A 20,776-nucleotide genomic window follows, 5' to 3' on the forward strand; every position below is an offset into this window, starting at 1 on the left:
CCATGACCGTCAGCGACACGGATGCCGGGACCCTTCCCGACGAGGGCGACGTCGTCACCTACGAGGTCCGCGACCATGTTGCGTACGTGACGATGAACCGACCCGAGTACCGCAATGCGCAGAACTCGGTGATGACGTACGCCCTCGACGCCGCATTCGAGCGGGCCGTCGAGGACGACGACGTCAAGGTGATCGTGCTGGCCGGCAACGGCGAGCACTTCAGCGCCGGCCACGACATCGGGACACAGGGCCGCGACCATCACGTGCACTACGAGAACAAGGCCGCCCTGTGGTGGGACCACCTCGGCAAGCCGGGCGGCGACCAGCGTTTCGCCCGCGAGACCGAGGTGTACCTGGGCATGTGCCGCCGCTGGCGGGAGATGCCGAAGCCGATGATCGCGCAGATCCACGGCGCGTGCATCGCCGGTGGCCTGATGCTGGCCTGGTGCTGCGACCTGATCGTCGCCACCGACGACGCGTTCTTCTCGGATCCGGTTGTCCGGATGGGCATTCCGGGTGTCGAGTACTTCGCCCACCCGTGGGTGCTGGGGTCACGGTTCGCGAAGGAGATCCTCTTCACGGGCGATCGCTTCACCGCGCAGCGCGCGTATGAGGTGGGGATGGTCAACCGGGTCGTGCCGCGCGCCGACCTGGAGGCCGAGACCCGCGAGCTGGCCGCGCGCGTCGCGCAGATGCCGCGATTCGGTCTGGCATTGACCAAGAAGGCCGTCAACCAGTGCGAGGACCTGATGGGTCAGCGTGCCGGGATGGACTCGGTGTTCGGCCTGCACCACTTTGCCCATGCGCACAACGCCGAGGTGGGTAGGGACTCCCTTGGCGGAATGGACGTCAACAGTATGAAAGCGAAGGCGGAATAGTGGATCTCGAACTGGATGAGAAGGCCCGCGCCTTCCAACTGGAAGTGCGCGAATGGCTCGCTGCCAACGTCCCGGCACAGCCGCTGCCGTCGATGGACACCGCGGAGGGTTTCGAGGCCCACCGCGAGTGGGAGCACAAGCTCGCCGACGCCCGCCTGTCGACCGTCGCGTGGCCGGCGGAGTTCGGCGGCCGTGACGCGTCGATGATCGAGTGGGTGCTCTTCGAGGAGGAGTACTACAAGGCCGGCGCCCCCGGCCGGGTCAGCCAGAACGGCATCTTCCTGTTCGCGCCGACGCTCTTCGAGCACGGCACCGAGGAGCAGCTCGCGCGCATCATGCCGCGTATGTCCCGCGCCGACGACATCTGGGCGCAGGCGTGGTCGGAGCCCGAGGCCGGCAGCGACCTCGCGGGCATCCGCTCGACGGCCCGCCGCACCGAAGGCGGCTGGATCCTCAACGGGCAGAAGACGTGGAGCTCCCGCGCCACGTACGCCGACTGGGGCTTCGGCATGTTCCGCACCGACCCGGAGGCGCAGCGCCACAAGGGTCTGACCTACTTCATGTTCCCGCTGAACCAGGACGGCGTCACCGTGCGCCCGATCCCGCAGCTCGACGGCGAGCCCGGTTTCGCGGAGATCTTCTTCGAGGACGTCTTCGTCCCGGACGCCGACGTCGTCGGCGAGGTCAACAACGGGTGGCGGGTCGCGATGAGCACCGCCAGCAACGAGCGTGGCCTGTCGCTGCGCAGCCCGGGCCGCTTCATGTCCGCGGTGGATCGGCTGATCGAGGTCTGGAAGGCGAACGCCGACGACAGCGACACCGCCGCCCGCGACCGCGTGGTCGACGCGTGGATCGGCGCCGAGGCGTACCGCCTGCACACCTGGGGCACCGTGACCCGGATGCTCGAAGGCGTCCCGCTGGGTGTCGAGGGCTCGATCAACAAGATCTTCTGGTCCGAGCTCGACGTCCGGATCCACGAGACGGCCCTCGACCTGCTCGGCGCCGACGGTGAGCTCGCCGGCAAGTGGCAGGACGGGTACCTGTTCTCGCTGTCCGGCCCGATCTACGCCGGCACCAACGAAATTCAGCGCAACATCGTTGCCGAGCGTCTGCTCGGACTCCCGAAGGCGGATCGATGAAATTCTCCCTGTCCACCGAGCAGCGCGATTTCGCGGACAGCCTCCGCGGACTGCTCGCCAACGCCAACACCCCGGCCGTCGTCCGGTCGTGGGGTGAGAACGACACCGCCCCGGGCCGTGAGCTGCTGCAGCAGCTCGCCGAGACCGGCGTGACCGCGCTCGCCGTGCCCGAGGAGTTCGACGGCATCGCCGCGCACCCCGCCGATCTGGCCGTGGCGTTCGTCGAGCTGGGCCGCGCCGCCGTGCCCGGCCCCATTCTCGAGACCGCCGCCGCGGTGCCCGCCCTGCTGTCGGCACTCGACGACCAGCAGCTCGCCAAGCGTTTCCTGCCGGGCATCGCCGAGGGCACGTCCCTGGCCTCGCTGGTGCTCGAACCGTCCACCCCGCGGGCCCTCGACGCCGACCTGGCCGACCCGGTTCTGCGGGTCTCCGGCGACACCCTCGAGCTGGTCCGCGCGACCACCCAGCTCGAGTCGGTCGACCCGGCCCGACGCCTGTTCGAGGTCGAGTCCGTCGAGACGCTCGCGCAGGGTGCGGACGTCGCCGCGGCGGCGGAGAAGGCGTACGACCTCGCGGTCCTGGCCGCCGCGGCGCAGCTGATCGGCGCCGGCCACGCGATGATCGACACCGCCACCGAGTACGCGAAGAACCGGTCCCAGTTCGGCCGCGTGATCGGCAGCTTCCAGGCCGTCAAGCACCACCTCTCCGACGCGCTCGTGGCCGTCGAGATGGCGACCCCGCTGGTGTACGGCGCGGCGATCTCCATCGCCGAGGGTTCGGACACGATCGCCCGCGACGTCTCGGCCGCAAAGGTCGCCGCCGCGAACGCCGCCTACCTGGCGTCGCGCAAGACGCTGCAGGTCCACGGCGCCATCGGGTACACCCTCGAGTGCGACCTGTCGCTGTGGCTGACCAAGGTGCGGGCCCTGCAGTCCGCGTGGGGCACCGCCTCCGCGCACCGCGCACGGATTGCGAGCGCGCTGTGAGCGGGGTCGGAGTGTTCGCGGAGGAGCAGATCGAGCTCCGCAAGACGGTTGCCCAATTGCTGGGCAAGCGCGCCGACGCGACCGCGCTGCGCAAGACGCTCGAGTCGGGCGAGGCGTTCGACCGCGGCCTGTGGGACGTGCTGTGCCAGCAGGTCGGCGTCGCGGCGCTCGCAATCCCGGAGGAGTTCGGCGGCTTCGGTGCCACACTCGTCGAGCAGCACCTGGTGCTCGAGGAGCTCGGCGCCGCGCTGACGCCGTCCCCGATGCTCGGTTCCGCGGTCCTGGCCGCGCAGGCGATCCTGGCGTCCGGCAACACGGAGGCGTGCGAGCGTCTGCTTCCCGGCATCGCCGAGGGCTCGTCCATCGCCGCGCTGTGCTGGGTGGGCCCCGAGGGTCACTGGCGCAGCAACGAGGTGGCGTGCACTGCGGCCGGCAGCGACGCCGACGGCTACACCGTCTCGGGCACCGCGCACTACGTGCTCGACGGCGCGCACGCCGACGTGCTGATCGTGGCGGCCTCGGTGGGAGGCGTGATCGCGCTGTTCGAGGTCGACCCGTCCGCCGACGGCGTCGCCCGCCGTCAGCTGCCGACGATGGACCTGACCCGCCCGATGTCGTTGGTGGAGTTCGCTTCCACCCCGGCCGTGCGGCTCACCGCCGACGACGCGTCCGCGTCGCTCGAGCGGGTCCGGACCATCGCCATCGTGGCGTTGTCGGCCGAGCAGGTCGGCGCCGCCGAGCGCTGCATGCAGATGACGGTGGACTACAGCAAGGACCGCGTCCAGTTCGGTCGCGCGATCGGTAGCTTCCAGGCGCTCAAGCACCGCATGGCCGACCTGTACTTCCTGGTCGAGACGGCGCGGTCGGCGTCGTACGCGGCGGTGTACTCGCTCAGCGAGGGCCTGCCGTCGGCGGCCGCGGACGCCGCAGTCGCGAAGGCGTACTGCTCGGAGGCGTTCAACGCGATCACCGGGGATGCGATCCAGCTGCACGGCGGCATCGCGATCACCTGGGAGCATGACGCGCACCTGTTCTTCAAGCGCGCGCACGGCAGCTCGCAGCTGTTCGGGCAGCCCGAGGAGTTCATCAAGGAGATGGAGTCGCTGGCGGGCCTGTCTGCATGAGGTCGCCGGGCTCGCGGGGTGTCACACCCCGCGAGCCCGAAAGCGTCTCCCCCGCCCGGCTTTCCGGCCCGCGATCAGGGTCTCGATTCACGGGATCGGCGAAAATCGCGCACCGGGTCCGCGGCCGGTGCCATGCTTCGCGCATGGACCTGGCAGCGATCGAGGACGTCCGTCAGCTCAAGTACCGATACTTCCGCACCCTGGACCTCAAACTGTGGGACGAGTTCGCGGACACCCTCGCCGAGGACGTCGTCGCCGAATACGGCACGCATGCGCTCACCGACCCGCTGGCGTTCGAGGGTCGCGAGGCACTGGCCGGGTTCATGCGACAGACGCTCGGCCCGTCGATCACCACGGTCCACGTCGCCAGCCATCCGGAGATCACCGTGACGGGCGACTCTGCGGTCGGGTCGTGGTGTTTCGAGGACACCGTGATCGTCCCGGACGCCAACAGCCAGATCCGTGGCGCCGGGTACTACCGGGACGCCTACCGTCGCGACCGGGACGGCCGCTGGCGGATCACCCGCACCTCGTACACGCGGATCTACGAATCGCTGATCTCGCTCGACGACATGCCGAGCCACCGGTTCCTGTCCCACATGTGGGCCGATCGCCCGGCCGCCGACGGCTGACTCACGACCCCTCCCGGGTCAGGGGCCCGTCAGGTTGTCGCGCGCCCAGGACGCGATGGCGTCGAGCGCGGGGATCAGGGCCTTGCTCGCCTCGGTCGCGCTGTACACGACCGTGATCGGAGGCCCCTCGTCGACGGTGCGCTGCGCCAGTCCCGCCGCGGTGAGTTCGGTCAGCCGCTCGGAGAGGACCGAATCGCTGATCCCGGCGACGGCCCGTTTGAGTTCCGCGAAACCGGCCGGCCCCTGCACCAGGGTGCCGATCAACACGCCGTTCCAGCGCTTGCCGAGGAATTTGAACGCCTGGGTCAGCCCGGCATCGCACTCGCGCGGCTCGTGGCCCTCGGCCTCCTTCTGCATTTCTCCACCCTACCAACCGACTCCAGCACCGATAGTTGCTAGCTTTTCCGAAGTGCGCTAGCTTCTTCGGTGTCACTCGTTTTTCCGAAGGGGCCGTGACGAGTACCGGCACCGATCCTCGAGGAGTCACCCATGTTCATCGCCGCCGCAATCGTGTCCGTGCTGCTCGCCCTCGTCCTGGCGTTTTCCGCCGTGGGCAAGCTGACCAGGAACCCCCAGCAGGTCGAGAGCATGACCAATGTCGGCTTCCCCGTCGACAGGATGTGGTTGCTCGCGCTCGCCGAACTGGCCGGCGCGGTGGGCCTGATCGTCGGCCTGTTCTGGTGGCCGATCGGCCTCGCCGCCGCAATCGGTGTCGTCGCCTACTTCCTCGGCGCGATCCTCATGCACCTGCGCGCGAACGACAAGACCATCGCCCCCGCCGGTGTGCTGATGCTCGTCGCGATCGCGGTCGCAGTCCTGGTGCCGGTCGCCGCCTGAGCAACCCCGTCGGAGGACCGCGGCGTCTACCAGCGGACGGGCATCTCCTCGATACCGGTGACGAAGTTCGCGGGCCGCCTCGACAGCGTCGCTTCGGAGACGAGCCCCATCGTCGGGACTCGCTCGAGCAGCCGGTCGAACATCAGCCTGCCCTCGATCCGGGCCAACTGATTGCCGAGGCAGAAGTGGGATCCGAATCCGAAAGCGATGTGCGGGTTCGGATCCCGAGTGACGTCGAAGCGCTCGGGCCTCTCGAACACGGACTCGTCGAAGTTCGCAGCCTCGAACAGCAGCATCATCTTCTCGCCCTCGCGCAACTGCGTGCCGTGGAACTCGACGTCCCGGGTCACGGTGCGGCACATGTTCTTCACCGGTGACGCCCAGCGCAGCATCTCCTCGAGCGCCTGCGGGATCAGCGTTCGATCCGCAACCAGCTTGTCGCGCTGCTCCGGGTTGCGCAGCAACTGCTCCATCCCGCCGCTGAGCACGTGCCGGGTCGTCTCGTCCCCGCCGATCAGGATCAGCAGGGTCTCGGCGACGATCTCCTCGTCGGTGAGCCGATGACCGTCGATCTCAGCGTGAACCAGGACGCTGGTCAGGTCCTCGGTCGGCGCCGAGCGCCGGTCTGCGATCGTGCGCATCGTGAAGTCCACGAACGAGACGTACGCCGACATCATCTTGGCGACCGTCTCCTCGGACACGTTGCTGCCCTGCGCCTTGACGAGATCGTCACTCCACTCCAGGAACATGGTGCGCTCCTGCGGGCGGACCCCGAGCATGTCGCCGATGACCGCCATCGGCAGCGGCGCGGCCAGGTCCCGGACGAAGTCACACTCCCCCTTGTCGATCACGGCGTCGATCAATTCGTCGCAGATACGGCGGATGTCGTCGATCTTCGCCTCGACCCGCCTGCGGGTGAATCCGGTGTTGACGAGCTTGCGCCGGTGCAGGTGCTCGGGGTCGTCCATGTCGATCATGTGTGGCAGCGGTCCGACGTCGGGACGGATTCCGCCGGCATTGGAGAACACCACGGCATCGCGTTCGGCGTCGATCACCGCCGCGTAGCCCGCCGCGCCCGGCCGCCCGTGCCGGTCCCGGAACACCGGCTCGTTCGCCCGCATCCACGCGTACGCCTCGCGCGGGTCGCCGAGGTTCCCGGCATAGAACCGTCCGTCGACCAGGTCGATGTCGGGTCGCATGGTTTCGTCCCCTCGGTCGGCAGCCCCGGAACCTGTCCACACAGGTTGATTCCGACCCTATTCCCGACACACGGATTACGTGTCCGGAATACACCTTCCGGTGGTAGAACGGGTTGCGAGCGGAGGGAGGGCGTGGTGGTCGCGAACGGGACAGGTGCCGTGGAGGGCAAGTCCGTGCTGGTGACGGGAGGCGGCAGCGGTATCGGACTCGGCGTGGCCGAGCTGCTCGCGCAGTCCGGCGCCCACGTCACGATCTGCGGGCGCACGCCGGACAAGCTCGTGGCGGCCGCCGCGACCGTCACACCCGAACACGGCGGTTCGATCGCTCACCACGCCGCCGACGTCACCGTCGAGGAGCAGGTCGCGAGCGCCGTCCGCGCCGCGACCGCCGTCACCGGTCGGCTCGACGGCGTGGTCGCCTGCGCCGGCGGCAACGAGACCATCGCGCCTGTCACCCAGCTCGATGTCGACGCCTGGCGCCGCACCGTCGAGCTGAACGTCACCGGCACCATGCTCACGCTCAAACATGCTGCCCGCGAACTCGTTCGAGGCGGCGGTGGATCGTTCGTCGCGATCTCCTCGATCGCCAGCAGCAACACCCATCGCTGGTTCGGTGCCTACGGCGTCTCGAAGTCCGGCGTGGACCACCTCGTCCAGCTCGGCGCCGACGAACTCGGCGCCAGCAACGTCCGCGTCAACTGCATCAGGCCCGGCCTGACGCGCACCGACCTGGTCGCGCTCATCACCGACGGCGGCCCGCTACTCGACGACTACCGGGCCTGCACTCCCCTGCCGCGTATCGGCGAACCGGAGGACGTCGCGCGGCTCGCCCGGTTCCTCCTCGGTGACGAGTCGACCTGGATCACCGGTCAGATCATCAATGTCGACGGCGGCCAGATGCTGCGCCGTGGACCGGATTTCAGCTCGATGCTCGAGCAGGCCTACGGCGCCGACGGCCTGCGTGGCGTGGTGCCGCAATGATGTCCGGCAGCGGAACCTCCCACGAAGTCCTCGGCCGGCGGGTCGAGATGCCCGTGCAGATTCGCCAGGCCTCCGCGTTCATGGCGATGTACTCGGTGCCGACCGCCGCGGCGCAGTCCGTGATCGACTACACCGGGCTCGAGATCCTGCAGTACCGGCCCGGCCGCGGCCTGTGCGCGCTCGTGTTCGTCGACTACGTGGACGGGGACCTGGGCCCCTACAACGAATTCGGCGTCACCTTCATGGTCCGCAACCATCTGGCCTCCCGCGGCACATCGGTGCCCGCGGACCTGCGCTCGCTCGCGACGGGAAGTGCGGGCACCCTCATCCATCAACTGCCCGTCGACGGCGAGTTCACCATGGCTGCGGGCCGCGGGATCTGGGGATTCCCCAAGGTACTGGCGGAGTTCGACGCCGACCACTCGAGCCGGGTCAAGCGAGCCTCCGTCAGCAGGGACGGGCAACTGATCGCGTCGCTGACCCTGAGGCCGGGCATCCGGCTGCCCGGGTCGGGGACCAGCACCTCGCTGGAGGCCTATTCGCATCTCGACGGCATCACCCGCCACACCGCCTGGGACATGCACCCGAGCGGTGTGCGGTCCAGGATCGGAGGTGCCGATCTCACACTCGGCTCGCATCCGATTGCCGACGAGTTGCGTGCGGTCGGGTTGCCCCGGCGAGCGCTGATGACGTCGTCGATCCCGAACCTGAAGATGACCTTCGGGGACGCGAAGCCGGTGTGAGGGATCAGGATTCGAGGATCGTCTTGGCCTTCTCCAGGTTGCCCCGCACATCGTGCGCGTAGAGCCGCTGCACGATCGGATCGGCAAACTTGAACAGTCCCGTGCCCGCCTCCGACTCCTGCAGGAAGGTCACCCGGGTGCCGTCACCGTCCGCCGCGAAGTCCAGTTCCCTCGTGTAGCCGATCTTCGTTTCCTTCGACCGGAACCCCATTCGCTTGTTCGCCTCGTACTCGGTCAGTTCCTCCGTACCCTCGACCCGCACGCCGGCGGCCTTGACCGCGAGGGACAACACTGCTCCGACCTCGTCCGCCTTGCCCGAGACCAGCCTGTAGTCGATGACGTTGCTGCTCCAGTTCGTGACGTTGTCGGGGTTCGACAGGTACTCGAACACCTCGGCCACGGGTCGTTGAATGTTGATCGATTCTTCGGTCTTCAGTGTCTTGGACATGCGCAGGGATCCTTGCCTGGTGGGCGAACTGCTCTGCCACGCCGGATGCACGGACGATGGCGCGCGCACCCGACAACCGGGAACCTGCCAGCCGAGTCGACGCGAGGGAGTTCAGCGAGACGACTCCGCCGGGACCGCTGGACGGTTCCCACCGCGATCTTCCATCGCCACGGCCAATCCTAGGCTGATCGGCGCCGCGACAGAAGTGCGCCAAACCCCTTGCCAATCGCCGCCTCGTCGTGTGTGCTGTCATCTGGACACTTGACCAAATCGCATTCTTCTCATCTCGCAAAGGATTCCGTCGTGACGATCAGTCGACGCAGCGTGCTCGCGGGGGCCGCTGCCACTCCGGCGCTGGCCGCCCTCGGCGCCGGCCGCGCCACCGCAGCGGCGCCGCGCACCACCGAGCACGCGCGGACCGCGCCTGCCAAGGGCGGGTTCCGTGTGGGCGTCGGCCTGTCCGACATGACCGGACCCGTCGCCGAGAACGGCATGATGGGCTACTCGAGCTTCGAGCAGCGCGCCGAGGGACTGCATCAGCGCACCCGCGTGCGCGCCTACATATTCGCCGGCGCCGACGATTCTCGGGTGGTCTTCGTCTGCGCCGACACCTGCATGATCTTCCAGGCCGTGCACGACGCGGTCATGGTTCGGCTCAGCCAGAAGTACGGCAACACCTACACCGAACGCAACGTCATGCTCACCGCCGTGCACTCGCACGCCGCCTGCGGCGGGGCGTCGCAGGACTACGCGTACAGCCTGGCCACCCTCGGCTTCCAGCCGCTGGTCTTCAACGCCGAGGTCGACGGCCTGGTCGAGGCGATCAGCGCCGCCCACGACAACCTCGCGCCGGGCACCGTCGCACTGGGCAACAGCGAACTCACCGATGCCAGCGTCAACCGCTCCCGGGTCGCCTTCGACCGGAATCCGCAGAGCGACAAGGACTACTACCCGCTGGGCATCGACAGCCACATGCGGGTGCTTCGCGTCAGCCAGGGCAGCGACAACGTCGGCGCCATCGGCTGGTTCCCCACCCACGGGGCCTCGCTCACCGAGGAGAACAAGCTCATCTCCGGCGACAACAAGGGTGCCGCCGCCTACTTCTGGGAGCACGACGTCGCCGGGGTGCGCTACCTCGACGGGAAGCCGAGCTTCGTCGCGTCGTTCCCGCAGACCAACACCGGCGACATGTCGCCGAACCTGGACCTCGAGCCCGGCAAGGGTCCGACCGACGACGAGTTCGAGAACACCCGGCTGATCGGCGAGCGCCAACTCGCCGCGGCGCGCGTCGCCTTCAAGTCGGCCGAGCCGATCTCCTCCACGGTCGTGGACAGTCGGATCATGTACCTCGACATGGCGAACCAGCTCGTCGACGGTCGCTACACCAGCGACGGTAAGCCGCAGCGCACCTCGCCCGCCTGCGTCGGCGCGTCGATGGCCGCAGGCAGCACCGAGGACGGCCCCGCCATCCCGATCTTCCCGGAGGGCACCCGCAACCCGGTGATCGACGCCCTCGGCGGAATCGACACCAAGACTCCCCAGTGGCTCGCCGACGCACAGGCGCCGAAGCTCGTGGTCGTGCCCGTGGGCCTGCTCCCACCGGACGGCTGGGTGCCGCACGTCCTCAAGATCCAGATCATCCGGATCGGCGACCTCTACGTGGTCGGCGGACCCGCGGAGTTCACCATCGTCTCGGGGTTGCGGGTGCGCCGGACGGTCGCCGAGGAACTCGGCGTGCCGCTCGAGAAGGTGATCTTCCAGGGCTACGCCAATGCGTACTCGAGCTACTGCACGACCCCCGAGGAGTACGACTCCCAGCAGTACGAGGGCGGCTCGACGCTGTTCGGCCGCAACACCCTTCCCGCCTACCAGCAGGGCTACGCGCAGCTCGCGATCGCCATGCGCGACGGCGCCGAGGTGCCCCGCGGACCCGCACCCCGCGACCTGTCCGGATTCCAGCCGAGCTTCGGCCCGGACGTCCCGGCAGACGCGCCGACGCCGGGCCGCCAGTTCGGTGACGTACTGATCCAGCCCTCCGCCGCCGCGGCGGTCGGGACCCAGGTGGCCGTCGAGTTCTCCACCGGGCATCCGAAGAACAACCTGCACCGCCGCGGCACCTTCTTCGAGGTCCAGCGACTCGACGGCGGGCGGTGGGTGCGGCACGCCGACGACGGCGACTGGTCCACCAAGTACCACTGGCGCCGTGAGGGTTCGAACGCCTCGGTCGCGCGCATCACCTGGGACGTGCCGGAGGGGACGGCCGCCGGCCGCTACCGGATCCAACATTTCGGCGACCGCAAGAACCCGGACGGTTCGATCGCGCCGTTCACCGGCACCTCCGCGGAGTTCACCGTCTGACGCGTTCTCGCCCGCCTCGAAGCCGAGGCGGGCGAGAGTGTCTGCGCGCGGGACACGAGCCGCTGCGCGGTCAGCCCGCGGGGATGACGAAGGTGTCGTTGACGAAGCGCTCCGCGCGCCCGGAGAACGCGATGCCGGTCGCGGTGTCCCCGCCGAGAATCCGGTGCACCGCGGTGCCCTCCGGAGCAGTCACGGTCCCGACGCCCGCCGCGGGGCGGTCGATCGTCATGTTCGCGTTCGTGGTTACCACATAGCGGCCCTGCGCATCCCGCGTCCACAACTTGTACACGATTCCGGGGTTCGGTACCCGCACCCCGTCGGGAAGCAGTGACGGCGTCAGCTGTGCCGTGGCCGCGGTCGGCGCGAGTTCACCGCCGGCCGTCGCCGAGGCGAGCCTGCCGAGCTGATCGGGCGCGCCGAGGTCGAGGGTGATGTCCACGAGCTCGCTGCGATAGCCGAGCCCCGACTTGAACTCGGACAGCAACTCGTTCGTGTCCAACTGCGAGATCATGTAGATGTTCTCGGCGACGGCCTCACCCAGTCGCGGCGACGCGATCGGCCGCGGCGGCTCGACCGACAGTGCGGCTTCGGACAGGTGGAATCGGCCGATCTCGGTTCCGTTCACGTCCGCACCCGCGCAAGTCGAGGTCTCGACCAGCATCGTGGGCATTGCGGCGAGGGCGAATCCGGCCGGGAGCATCGCCCGGGCCCGCTCGGCCTGCCCCGGGTCGAGCGGGATCGTGACACCCAGGTTGGCACACGACCGTGCCTCCACGACCCCGACATGCGTCGCACCCGCTGCGGCCGGATCGGCCGCGGCGGGTGCGACGAGGACCAGGGGAAGGGCGAGCGCACCCATCGCACCCCGTGCCAACGCCTGTCGTCGTCCACGGGACACGTGCACCGCGTTCCGCCTCTCTGTTGTGAGAACCCTACTGCCGTCAGGACCGTCTCGAGGTCGTCCCGCCACTTCGCCGGCTCGATGACTGTGTACCGACCACGATAGAACAGCAACGGCCGTTCGCGGTCCTGATCTCGCTCGGCGAGTGCACCGGGACGAACACCAGGAAGGGCCCGTCCACGCGGTTCGCGTGAACGGGCCCTTCCCTTTTCGCCCCTCCGGGTCTGTGCGGCCTTACAGCCAGGTGTCCTCCGTGGTCGCGGTGAGGAACGCCTCGAGGTCGTCGCGCCAGGGCGCGGGGACCGTCTTGTCCGGCTCGATGCCGGTGTACTGCCCGCGGTAGAACAGCAGCGGGCGCTCGGTCTTGATCTCGCTCATCGACGACACCCTGCCGAACACCACGTAGTGGTCACCGCCGTCGTGGACGGTCTCGACGGAGCAGTCGATGTGCGCGAGCGACTTGTCGATGATCGGCGAACCCAACGGCGAAGGTGTCCAGTCGATTCCGGCGAACTTGTCCGGCTCACGGGAGCCGAATCGTGCACACACCGACTGCTGCTCCTCGGCGAGTACGTTCACGCAGAACTTCCCGGTGCGCTCGATCGCCGCCCAGGACCGTGAGCCCTTGGTGGGGCAGAACAGCACCAGCGGCGGATCGAGCGACAGCGCCGCGAACGACTGGCACGCGAACCCGACCGGCTCGCCGTCGTCGACCGTGGTGATGATCGTGACGCCGGTGCAGAACTGACCGAGCACGGTGCGGAACTGACGCGGGTCGATCGTCGCACCCGTCTCTGATGCCACCTCGGACGAGCTCACTACTTCATTCCCACCGTGAAGTCGTGACCCCACAGGCTCACTGCGGTGCTCTCCCGCGCGATCCAGTTCTCGTCCTCGACCTCGAGTCCCTCACAGCCGAACTCGATGTCGAACCCGCCCGGGGTCTTCATGTAGAACGAGAGCATCAGGTCGTTGACGTGCCGGCCGAGGCTGGCCGACATCTTGACCTTCTTGCGCAGCGCCCGGTCCAGGCACAGGCCGACGTCGTCCGAGTTCTCCACCTCTACCATCAGGTGCACGATCCCGGTCGGGTTCGGCAGCGGCAGGAACGCGAGGCTGTGATGACGCGGGTTGCAGCCGAGGAAGCGCAGCCAGGCCGGCTCGCCGTCGGCGGGACGGCCAACCATCTGCGGAGGCAGGCGCATCGAGTCGCGCAGCTTGAACCCGAGGACGTCCCGGTAGAACCGGAGCGAGGCCTCGTCGTCGTTCGTGGTGAGCACCACGTGCCCGAGACCCTGCTCGCCGGTGACGAACTTGTGCCCGTACGGGCTCACGATCCGCCGGTGCTCGAGCGCGGCACCGTGGAACACCTCGAGGGTGTTGCCGGAGGTGTCCTCGAAGGTGATCAGCTCGACGACGCGACGGTCCGCCAACTGGTCGGCGGTGCCCTCCTTGAACGGCACTCCCGCGGCGGCCAGGTTGTCCCGAACCTCCTGCAGGCCGGCAGCATTGGCCGTCTCCCAGCCGGAGACCTGCAGCCGGTCCTTCTCGCCCGGCACGATCACCAGGCGGGCCGGGAAGTCGTCCATACGCAGGTACAGGGCGTCCGGGTTGGTGCCCTTGCCCTCGATCATGCCGAGAACCTTGAGACCGTACTCGCGCCAGGCCGCCATGTCGGTGGCCTCGATGCGCATGTACGCGAGCGAACGAATACCCATCACTTGCCTCCTTCTCGGGCGGAGCCTCGGGCAATGTCACTGTCGAGAAGGAAGTCGCCGGCCAGGCGGTTGAACTCGTCGAACTTCTCGAGCTGCGCCCAGTGGCCGCAGCCGCCGAAGACGTGCAGTTGCACCCGCGGGATCATCTTGAGGGCGACGAGCGCCCCGTCGATCGGGTTGACCCGATCCTCGCGGCCCCAGATCAGCAGCACGCGCTGGCGCAGCTTGTAGGCATCACGCCAGAGCATGCCGAGCTCGAACTCAGGGCCGGAGAAGGACTTCCCCATCGCCTTGGCCGCCGCCAGCGACTCCGGGGTGCTGGCCGCGGCGAACCGGTCGTCGATCAGTTCCGGGGTGATGAGGGACTGGTCGAAGACCATGATCCGCAGGAACGCCTCGAGGTTCTCGCGGGTCGGCTGGTAGCTGAACTTGCCGAGGTTCTTGACGCCCTCGGTCGGGTCCGGCGCGAACAGGTTGACGCTGAGCCCACCCGGGCCCATGAGCACGAGCCGGCCGGCCCGGTCCGGGTAGTCCAGGGCGAAGCGCACCGCGGCGCCGCCGCCGAGCGAATTGCCCAGCAGGTGAACGCGTTCGGTGATGCCGAGGGTGTCGAGCAGATCCTTCAGCGCCGAGGCACTGTGCCGGAAGTACTGCGGATGCTCGGTCGGCTTGTCCGACTTGCCGTAGCCCGGCTGGTCGACGGCGAGCACGTGGAACTGCTGCGCCAGCACGGGAATGTTCTTGGCGAAGTTCGACCACGACGACGCGCCGGGACCGCCGCCGTGCAGCAGCACGATCGTCGGCCCGTTGCCGACGCCGGCCTCGTGGTAGTGCAGCTGCAGGTCGGGCCGCACCTGAGCGAAGCGGGAGGTGGATTCGTAGGTGAGTTCTTCGGTTGCCGTCATCGACTCTCCCCTAGACCATCGTGTCGGTCAGGGGCAGGCCGAACTCGGCGCCACCGAACATCACGTACGCGCGCTCGGCGTCGTTGGCCGCGTGAACCCGGCCGGCGTGCGCGTCGCGCCAGAAACGCTGGATCGGAGTGCCGTTCGCGAGGGCCGTCGCACCGGAGTTCTCGAAGAGCAGGTCGATCGAGGCGATCGCGCGACCGGTGGCTCGCACCTGGTCACGACGGGCCCGCAGGCGCAGCTCGAGCGGCACGTCCTCGCCCGCGAGCAGGTGGGCGTACTCGTCGGCGACGTTGCCCGACAGCTGGCGCCAGGCGGCGTCGATGTCGCTGGAGGCCTCCGCGATCCGCACCTTCGCGAACGGGTCGTCCTTGGCCTTCTCGCCTGCGTAGGCAGCGCGCACTCGCTTGCCCTGGTGCTCGACGTGGGCGTCGTAGGCGCCGTACGCCATGCCGACGATCGGGGTCGAGATGGTGGTGGGATGGATGGTGCCCCACGGCATCTTGTAGACCGGCGCGGTGTTCTGCTGGAGACCCGGAGCGGTCAGGTCGCTCATCGCCTTGAAGCTCAGGAAACGGTGACGCGGCACGAACACGTCCTTGACGACGACCGTGTTGCTGCCGGTGCCGCGCAGGCCGACGACGTTCCACACGTCGTCGATCTGGTAGTCCTCGCGGGGGATCAGGAAGCTGCCGAAGTCGACCGGGCGGCCGTCCTTGATGACAGGACCACCGACGACGACCCAGGTGGCGTGGTCGCAACCCGAGGACCAGGCCCAGGCGCCGTTGACCTTGTAGCCGCCGTCGACGACCTCACCGGCACCCATCGGCGCGTAGGACGAGGAGATCCGCACGTCGGTGTCCTGGCCCCACACGTCCTCCTGCGCCTGCTGGTCGAACAGTGCCAGGTGCCAGTTGTGGACGCCGATGATGCCGGAGACCCAACCGGTGGAGCCGCACGCGCTCGCGATGTTGCGGACCGCCGTGTAGAAGGTGACGGGATCGGCCTCGTAGCCACCCCACTGGGCGGGCTGGAGAAGACGGAAGAAGCCGGCCTCCTGGAGCGCCTTGATCGAGTCGTCGGGGATGCGACGAAGATCCTCGGTCTCCTGTGCGCGCTCGCGCAGGGTCGGCAGAAGCTCGTTCAGCTTCTCGATCACCACGCGGCTGTCGTGCTCACCCACTGGTCACTCCTCTTGTGTCGTGCGGCTCGGAGGTTCACTTTCCCCTGAGACTAGAACACGTTCCCATTCGTGTCGAGCAACTGGGGGCTCACTGCGACAAAAGTCCCTGACTGCGGCTACCCGCATGAATATCTAGCAAAACTGGCACAAGTTCTATAACGTGTTCTAGTAACAAGAACGAAGGGATGTGAGGGGACAGATGACGCAGAAGAGCGGCGCATCCGGCAAGGGCGTTCGTGAGATCGATGTAGGCAGCACCCCGACGCGGTACGCCCGCGGATGGCACTGCATCGGCCTCGAGAGTGAGTTCCTCGACGGCAAGCCGCACTCGGTGGAGGCGTTCGGCACCAAGCTCGTCGTCTTCGCCGACAGCGAGGGCAAGCTGAACGTTCTCGACGCGTACTGCCGGCACATGGGCGGTGACCTCAGCCAGGGCACCGTCAAGGACGACTCGATCGCCTGCCCGTTCCACGACTGGCGCTGGGGCGGCAACGGCAAGTGCACCGGCATCCCCTACGCCCGTCGCGTTCCGCCGCTCGCACGCACCCGCTCGTGGACCACGCTGCAGCGCAACAAGCAGCTCTTCGTCTGGCACGACCCCGAGGGCAACCCGCCGCCGGAGGACGTCACGATCCCCGAGCTGCCGGAGGTTCTCACCGACGAGTGGACCGACTGGCAGTGGAACCGGATCGTGGTCACCGGCTCGAACTGCCGCGAGATCGTCGACAACGTCGTGGACATGGCGCACTTCTTCTACGTCCACTTCGGATTCCCGAAGTACTTCAAGAACGTCTTCGAGGGCCACGTCGCGACCCAGTACCTCCAGAACCACGGCCGACCGGACGTCGGCAACATGGGCACCCAGTACGGCGAGTCCGTCCTGGACTCGGAGGCCTCGTACTTCGGCCCGTCGTACATGGTCAACTGGCTGCACAACAACTACAGCGGCTACAAGGTCGAGAGTGTCCTGATCAACTGCCACTACCCGATCACGCAGGACTCCTTCATGCTCATGTACGGCGTGAGCGTGGAGAAGCCGAAGGGCCTCGACGACGCCACCAGTGAGAAGCTGGCACGCAAGTTCACCGAGGGTGTGGCGATGGGCTTCGAGCAGGACGTCGCGATCTGGAAGAACAAGACCAAGATCGAGAATCCGCTGCTCTGCGAGGAGGACGGCCCGGTCTACCAGCTACGACGCTGGTACGAGCAGTTCTACGTCGACGTCGCCGACATCGACGAGAAGATGACGCAGCGGTTCGAGTTCGAGATCGACACCACCAAGGCCGTCGAGGCGTGGCAGCGCGAGGTCGACGCGAACCTCGCCCGTCAGGCCGAGGAGAAGGCCGCGGCCGAGAACAAGACAGGCGTGTGACGATGACCTCGACCTGGGCCAAGGCCCCGAACTACGCAGACAGCCCGGCCCGGGTCGAGGCCGTCCGTGCGCAGACCGCAGTCGACCACCAGACCTACCTCGAGCAGGGGCTGCAGGAGGTGGAGTGCCGCGCGTGCGGTACCTGTGTGCTGGTCCGGAAGAACAGCTTCAAACACACGAGCATCCAGTGGCAGGCCGATCCCGCCACGGTGTGCCCGGAGTTCGTCAGCGCAGGCGGACGCACCGGGTCGCGGCAGACCTGCCCGCGGCTGATGAACAGCATCAACCACGCGGTGATGGAGGGCATCCTCGAGGTCCGCGACGCGCAGTCCGAGTAGTCGACACGGAACGAGGGGCGTGCATCCGAGGGGATGCACGCCCCTTTCTCGTCCCCGCCCGGGATGTCGGTGGCCGGGCAATACTGCGCAAGAACCTCAACCGCGGCGACTTCCTGGTTGACGACCGGAAGGCCATCGGCGCCGGCAAGTTCGGGGGCGAGTTGATCGAGTTCGGTTCGGACAAGTTCAAGACGTGGCCCGACGTCACGAAGTACCTCCTCGAGAAGAAGTGATCCCCGCCGGGCCCGGCGGTCAGGCCCCGGCCTGCTCGCGCTGCAACTCCAGCGCGATGTCGATCAACTGGTCCTCCTGCCCCCCGACGAGCTTGCGCTTGCCGGCCCGGACCAGCATCTCCGCGGCGGAGACGCCGTACCGCTCGGCCTGCCGCTCGGCATGCTTGAGGAAGCTCGAGTACACGCCCGCGTAGCCCATCATCAGGGCCTGCCGGTCCAGCAGGCACTCGGCCGGCATCGTCGGGCGAACCACGTCCTCGGCGGCGTCGGCGATCGCGAAGAAGTCGATGCCGGTCTTGACCCCGATCTTGTCGCACACCCCGACGAATGCCTCGACGGGCGCGTTGCCGGCACCGGCGCCGAAACGTCGGGTGCTGCCGTCGATCTGCTTGGCGCCGGCCCGAACGGCCGCAATGGAATTCGCGACGCCCAGGCCCAGGTTCTCGTGGCCGTGGAAACCGACCTGCGCGTCGTGCCCGAGTTCCGCGGCCAGGGCCTCGACGCGATCGGCGACCTGCTCGAGCACCAGTGCGCCTGCGGAATCGACGACGTACACGCACTGGCAGCCGGCATCGGCCATGATGCGTGCCTGCCGGGCCAGTTTCTCGGGCGTGACGGTGTGCGCCATCATCAGGAACCCGACCGTCTCGAGCCCGCGCTCGCGCGCCAGCCCGAAGTGCTGGACGGACACGTCGGCCTCGGTGCAGTGCGTGGCGATGCGGCAGATCGAGGCTCCGTTGTCCTGGGCCTCGATGATGTCCTCCTTGACCCCGACGCCGGGCAGCATCAGGAAGGCGATCTTCGCCCGCTTCGCGGTCTCCACCGCGATCGTGATCAGCTCCTGCTCCGGGGTCCTGGAGAAGCCGTAGTTGAACGACGAGCCACCGAGGCCGTCACCGTGCGTGACCTCGATGACCGGCACGCCGGCGTGGTCGAGGGCACCGACGATCGCGCGCACCTCCTCGCCGGTGAACTGGTGCCGCTTGTGATGCGAGCCGTCCCGGAGCGAGGTGTCGGTGACCCGGACGTCCCACGAGGGATCGAAATGGACGGTGCTGCCGGTGCGAGTCATGTCGGTCACGCCTCCACGCGCAGGAGCTTCTGGGCGATCTCCTCGCCCACCTTGGTGGCCGCCGCGGTCATGATGTCGAGATTGCCTGCGTACGGCGGCAGGAAGTCGCCCGCACCTTCGACCTCCACGAAGGTGGTGACGGTCGCGTACCCGCCGGAGACGACGCTCGGCTCGTCGAACTGCGGTTCGTTCAGCAGTCGGTACCCGGGCACGTACTGCGCGATGTCGGCGACCACCCGGTGGATCGAGTCGGTGATCGCGCCTCGATCCGCGTCCTCCGGTATCGCGCAGAAGATGGTGTCGCGCATGATCATCGGCGGGTCCGCCGGGTTGAGGATGATGATCGCCTTGCCCCGGCGGGCCCCGCCGATCACCTCCACGCCGCGGCTGGTGGTCTTGGTGAACTCGTCGATGTTCGCGCGGGTGCCAGGGCCGGCCGAGACCGAGGCGACCGACGCGACGATCTCGGCATAGGGCACGTCGACAACGCGGGAGACCGCGTACACGACCGGGATGGTGGCCTGTCCGCCACAGGTGATCATGTTGACGTTCGGGGCGTCGAGATGCTCGCGCAGGTTCGCCGGCGGCACCACCGCCGGGCCGACCGCCGCCGGAGTGAGGTCGACGGCGCGAATTCCGGCGGCCCGGTACTTCGGGGCAGCGTCGCGGTGCACGTACGCCGAGGTTGCCTCGAACACCAGGTCGGGCTTCTCCGACTGGGCGAGCAGCCAGTCGACACCCTCCGCCGAGGTCTCGAGGCCTATCGAGCGTGCTCGGGCGAGACCCTCACTCTCGGGATCGATGCCGATCATCCAGCGCGGCTCGAGCCACCGCGATCGCTGCAGTTTGTAGAGCAGATCGGTACTGATGTTCCCGGATCCGACAATCGCAACGCTCGCCTTGGCCATCGAAACCACTCCTATGTGAATTGGAGAGATACGGAACCGAGCCCCCCGAACTCGGCGTAGACCTGGTCACCCGGACGGACATCGAAGGCGCGAGTGCACGAACCCGGCAACACGATGTCTCCAGCCTTCAACCGAACCCCGAAGCTGTCCACCTTCTGCGCCAGCCAGGCCACCGCCCTGGCCGGATGCCCGAGGACCGCGTCACTGCGCCCCTCGGCGACCCGCTCACCGTTGACGGCCAGGGTCACGTCGATGCCGGCGAGGTCGATGTCGCCAGGCCGGACCCGACCGGTACCGATCGCGTGACCGGCATACGACGCGTTGTCGGCGACGGTGTCGAGCAGACCGATCTTCCAGTCCTTGATCCGCGAGTCGATCAGTTCGATCGACGGGACCACGAACTCCGTTGCAGCCAGCACGTCCTCGACGGTACAACCCGCTCCTGGCAGATCGGCGCCGAGAACGAAACTGACCTCCACCTCCACCCGGGGCAACAGGTAGCGCGAGCAGGCGACCGGCTCCCCCTCCCGGAGTTCCTGGGTGTCGAAGAGGTGCCCGTAGTCGGGCTCGCTGACACCGAGCATCTCCTGCATCGCCTTGGCAGTCAGGCCGACCTTGTGCCCGATCACGCGCTCGCCGGCCGCGACTCGGCGGCGGACGTTGAGCAACTGGATCTCGTAGGCGTCGACCACCTCGATGTCCGGATGGAGCACCGTCAACGGGTCGAGCGGTGCGAACCCCTTCTCCGCAGCATGCAGTCGATCCGCAATATCGATACGCATTTCGGTCGAGAGCATGGGTCGGGTTCCCTTCGGTAG

Annotated in this window: 22 protein-coding genes; 11 read left to right on the forward strand and 11 right to left on the reverse strand. The window is 68.0% G+C overall.

Annotated features, from left to right (window positions below; genetic code table 11):
* The first annotated feature begins 2 nt into the window (after positions 1-2).
* The 5 genes from ACFVH2_RS17130 (at position 3) to ACFVH2_RS17150 (ending at position 4,759) form a co-directional block, all read left to right on the forward strand.
* A complete protein-coding gene (locus ACFVH2_RS17130) occupies positions 3-878 on the forward strand; it encodes an enoyl-CoA hydratase (protein WP_378423619.1) in 876 nt (291 codons plus the stop codon).
* Positions 878-2,017, forward strand: a complete 1,140-nt coding sequence (locus ACFVH2_RS17135) for an acyl-CoA dehydrogenase family protein (protein ID WP_378423555.1) — start codon at positions 878-880, stop codon at positions 2,015-2,017. Before ACFVH2_RS17130 ends, ACFVH2_RS17135 begins: the two co-directional genes overlap by 1 nt.
* Positions 2,014-3,003: an acyl-CoA dehydrogenase family protein gene (locus ACFVH2_RS17140; protein ID WP_378423553.1), complete on the forward strand. Its 990-nt coding sequence runs from the start codon at positions 2,014-2,016 to the stop codon at positions 3,001-3,003. Before ACFVH2_RS17135 ends, ACFVH2_RS17140 begins: the two co-directional genes overlap by 4 nt.
* The gene (locus ACFVH2_RS17145) at positions 3,000-4,127 is read left to right on the forward strand and encodes an acyl-CoA dehydrogenase family protein (RefSeq protein ID WP_378423551.1); all 1,128 of its coding nucleotides are present in this window, start codon (positions 3,000-3,002) and stop codon (positions 4,125-4,127) included. Before ACFVH2_RS17140 ends, ACFVH2_RS17145 begins: the two co-directional genes overlap by 4 nt.
* A 143-nt stretch (positions 4,128-4,270) precedes the next feature.
* Entirely contained in the window at positions 4,271-4,759 is a 489-nt protein-coding gene (locus ACFVH2_RS17150) for a nuclear transport factor 2 family protein (RefSeq protein WP_378423549.1), read from the forward strand.
* Between the two features lie 18 nt (positions 4,760-4,777).
* On the opposite strand, the gene ACFVH2_RS17155 is transcribed toward ACFVH2_RS17150, so the two are convergent.
* Entirely contained in the window at positions 4,778-5,116 is a 339-nt protein-coding gene (locus ACFVH2_RS17155) for a winged helix-turn-helix transcriptional regulator (RefSeq protein WP_378423547.1), read from the reverse strand.
* 132 nt (positions 5,117-5,248) lie between these two features.
* Here ACFVH2_RS17155 and ACFVH2_RS17160 point away from each other — a divergent pair, with 132 nt between their 5' ends.
* Positions 5,249-5,596, forward strand: a complete 348-nt coding sequence (locus tag ACFVH2_RS17160; protein ID WP_378423545.1) for a DoxX family protein — start codon at positions 5,249-5,251, stop codon at positions 5,594-5,596.
* Between the two features lie 26 nt (positions 5,597-5,622).
* On the opposite strand, the gene ACFVH2_RS17165 is transcribed toward ACFVH2_RS17160, so the two are convergent.
* Positions 5,623-6,795, reverse strand: a complete 1,173-nt coding sequence (locus ACFVH2_RS17165) for a cytochrome P450 (protein WP_378423543.1) — start codon at positions 6,793-6,795, stop codon at positions 5,623-5,625.
* Positions 6,796-6,927: 132 nt separating this feature from the next.
* Here ACFVH2_RS17165 and ACFVH2_RS17170 point away from each other — a divergent pair, with 132 nt between their 5' ends.
* Positions 6,928-7,776 (forward strand): SDR family oxidoreductase, encoded by an 849-nt coding sequence (locus ACFVH2_RS17170; RefSeq protein WP_378423541.1) that lies wholly within the window; start codon positions 6,928-6,930, stop codon positions 7,774-7,776.
* Complete coding sequence (locus tag ACFVH2_RS17175; RefSeq protein WP_378423539.1) at positions 7,773-8,519, forward strand: acetoacetate decarboxylase family protein; 747 nt, start codon at positions 7,773-7,775, stop codon at positions 8,517-8,519. Before ACFVH2_RS17170 ends, ACFVH2_RS17175 begins: the two co-directional genes overlap by 4 nt.
* Before the next feature lie 4 nt (positions 8,520-8,523).
* Here ACFVH2_RS17175 and ACFVH2_RS17180 read toward each other — a convergent pair whose 3' ends face one another.
* On the reverse strand, positions 8,524-8,967 hold the full coding sequence (locus tag ACFVH2_RS17180; RefSeq protein WP_378423537.1) for an SRPBCC family protein: 444 nt from the start codon (positions 8,965-8,967) through the stop codon (positions 8,524-8,526).
* A gap of 303 nt (positions 8,968-9,270) precedes the next feature.
* Here ACFVH2_RS17180 and ACFVH2_RS17185 point away from each other — a divergent pair, with 303 nt between their 5' ends.
* Positions 9,271-11,325 (forward strand): neutral/alkaline ceramidase, encoded by a 2,055-nt coding sequence (locus ACFVH2_RS17185; protein ID WP_378423535.1) that lies wholly within the window; start codon positions 9,271-9,273, stop codon positions 11,323-11,325.
* A gap of 70 nt (positions 11,326-11,395) precedes the next feature.
* Here the strand turns inward: ACFVH2_RS17185 and ACFVH2_RS17190 are convergent, their stop codons facing one another.
* From ACFVH2_RS17190 to hsaA, 5 genes are all read right to left on the reverse strand, one after another.
* The gene (locus ACFVH2_RS17190; RefSeq protein WP_378423533.1) at positions 11,396-12,184 is read right to left on the reverse strand and encodes a hypothetical protein; all 789 of its coding nucleotides are present in this window, start codon (positions 12,182-12,184) and stop codon (positions 11,396-11,398) included.
* Between the two features lie 276 nt (positions 12,185-12,460).
* Positions 12,461-13,030 carry a 3-hydroxy-9,10-secoandrosta-1,3,5(10)-triene-9,17-dione monooxygenase reductase subunit gene (hsaB, locus tag ACFVH2_RS17195; protein ID WP_378423531.1) on the reverse strand — a complete coding sequence of 190 codons (570 nt, stop codon included), beginning with the start codon at positions 13,028-13,030 and terminating at the stop codon, positions 12,461-12,463.
* Between the two features lie 14 nt (positions 13,031-13,044).
* A complete protein-coding gene (gene hsaC, locus ACFVH2_RS17200; protein WP_378423529.1) occupies positions 13,045-13,944 on the reverse strand; it encodes an iron-dependent extradiol dioxygenase HsaC in 900 nt (299 codons plus the stop codon).
* The gene (gene hsaD, locus ACFVH2_RS17205) at positions 13,944-14,849 is read right to left on the reverse strand and encodes a 4,5:9,10-diseco-3-hydroxy-5,9,17-trioxoandrosta-1(10),2-diene-4-oate hydrolase (protein ID WP_378423527.1); all 906 of its coding nucleotides are present in this window, start codon (positions 14,847-14,849) and stop codon (positions 13,944-13,946) included. The genes hsaC and hsaD overlap by 1 nt, the downstream gene beginning before the upstream one ends.
* A 10-nt stretch (positions 14,850-14,859) precedes the next feature.
* Positions 14,860-16,035, reverse strand: coding sequence for a 3-hydroxy-9,10-secoandrosta-1,3,5(10)-triene-9,17-dione monooxygenase oxygenase subunit (gene hsaA / locus ACFVH2_RS17210; RefSeq protein ID WP_378423525.1), 1,176 nt, complete (start codon positions 16,033-16,035; stop codon positions 14,860-14,862).
* A 199-nt stretch (positions 16,036-16,234) separates the two neighbouring features.
* On the opposite strand from hsaA, the gene ACFVH2_RS17215 reads away from it, so the two are divergent.
* Both ACFVH2_RS17215 and ACFVH2_RS17220 read left to right on the forward strand, forming a co-directional pair.
* The gene (locus ACFVH2_RS17215) at positions 16,235-17,407 is read left to right on the forward strand and encodes a Rieske 2Fe-2S domain-containing protein (protein WP_378423523.1); all 1,173 of its coding nucleotides are present in this window, start codon (positions 16,235-16,237) and stop codon (positions 17,405-17,407) included.
* On the forward strand, positions 17,404-17,745 hold the full coding sequence (locus ACFVH2_RS17220) for a hypothetical protein (protein ID WP_378423521.1): 342 nt from the start codon (positions 17,404-17,406) through the stop codon (positions 17,743-17,745). The genes ACFVH2_RS17215 and ACFVH2_RS17220 overlap by 4 nt, the downstream gene beginning before the upstream one ends.
* A gap of 252 nt (positions 17,746-17,997) precedes the next feature.
* On the opposite strand, the gene dmpG is transcribed toward ACFVH2_RS17220, so the two are convergent.
* From dmpG to ACFVH2_RS17235, 3 genes are read right to left on the reverse strand one after another with little or no spacing between them, the layout of a single operon-like run.
* Entirely contained in the window at positions 17,998-19,050 is a 1,053-nt protein-coding gene (dmpG, locus tag ACFVH2_RS17225) for a 4-hydroxy-2-oxovalerate aldolase (RefSeq protein WP_378423617.1), read from the reverse strand.
* A gap of 5 nt (positions 19,051-19,055) precedes the next feature.
* Positions 19,056-19,958 (reverse strand): acetaldehyde dehydrogenase (acetylating), encoded by a 903-nt coding sequence (locus ACFVH2_RS17230; RefSeq protein ID WP_378423519.1) that lies wholly within the window; start codon positions 19,956-19,958, stop codon positions 19,056-19,058.
* 11 nt (positions 19,959-19,969) lie between these two features.
* A complete protein-coding gene (locus ACFVH2_RS17235) occupies positions 19,970-20,755 on the reverse strand; it encodes a 2-keto-4-pentenoate hydratase (RefSeq protein WP_378423517.1) in 786 nt (261 codons plus the stop codon).
* Between the last annotated feature and the right edge of the window lie 21 nt (positions 20,756-20,776).

It is taken from the genome of Rhodococcus sp. NPDC127527 (genome assembly GCF_042672245.1).
In the GTDB taxonomy this organism is placed as follows: Bacteria; Actinomycetota; Actinomycetes; order Mycobacteriales; family Mycobacteriaceae; genus Rhodococcus_G.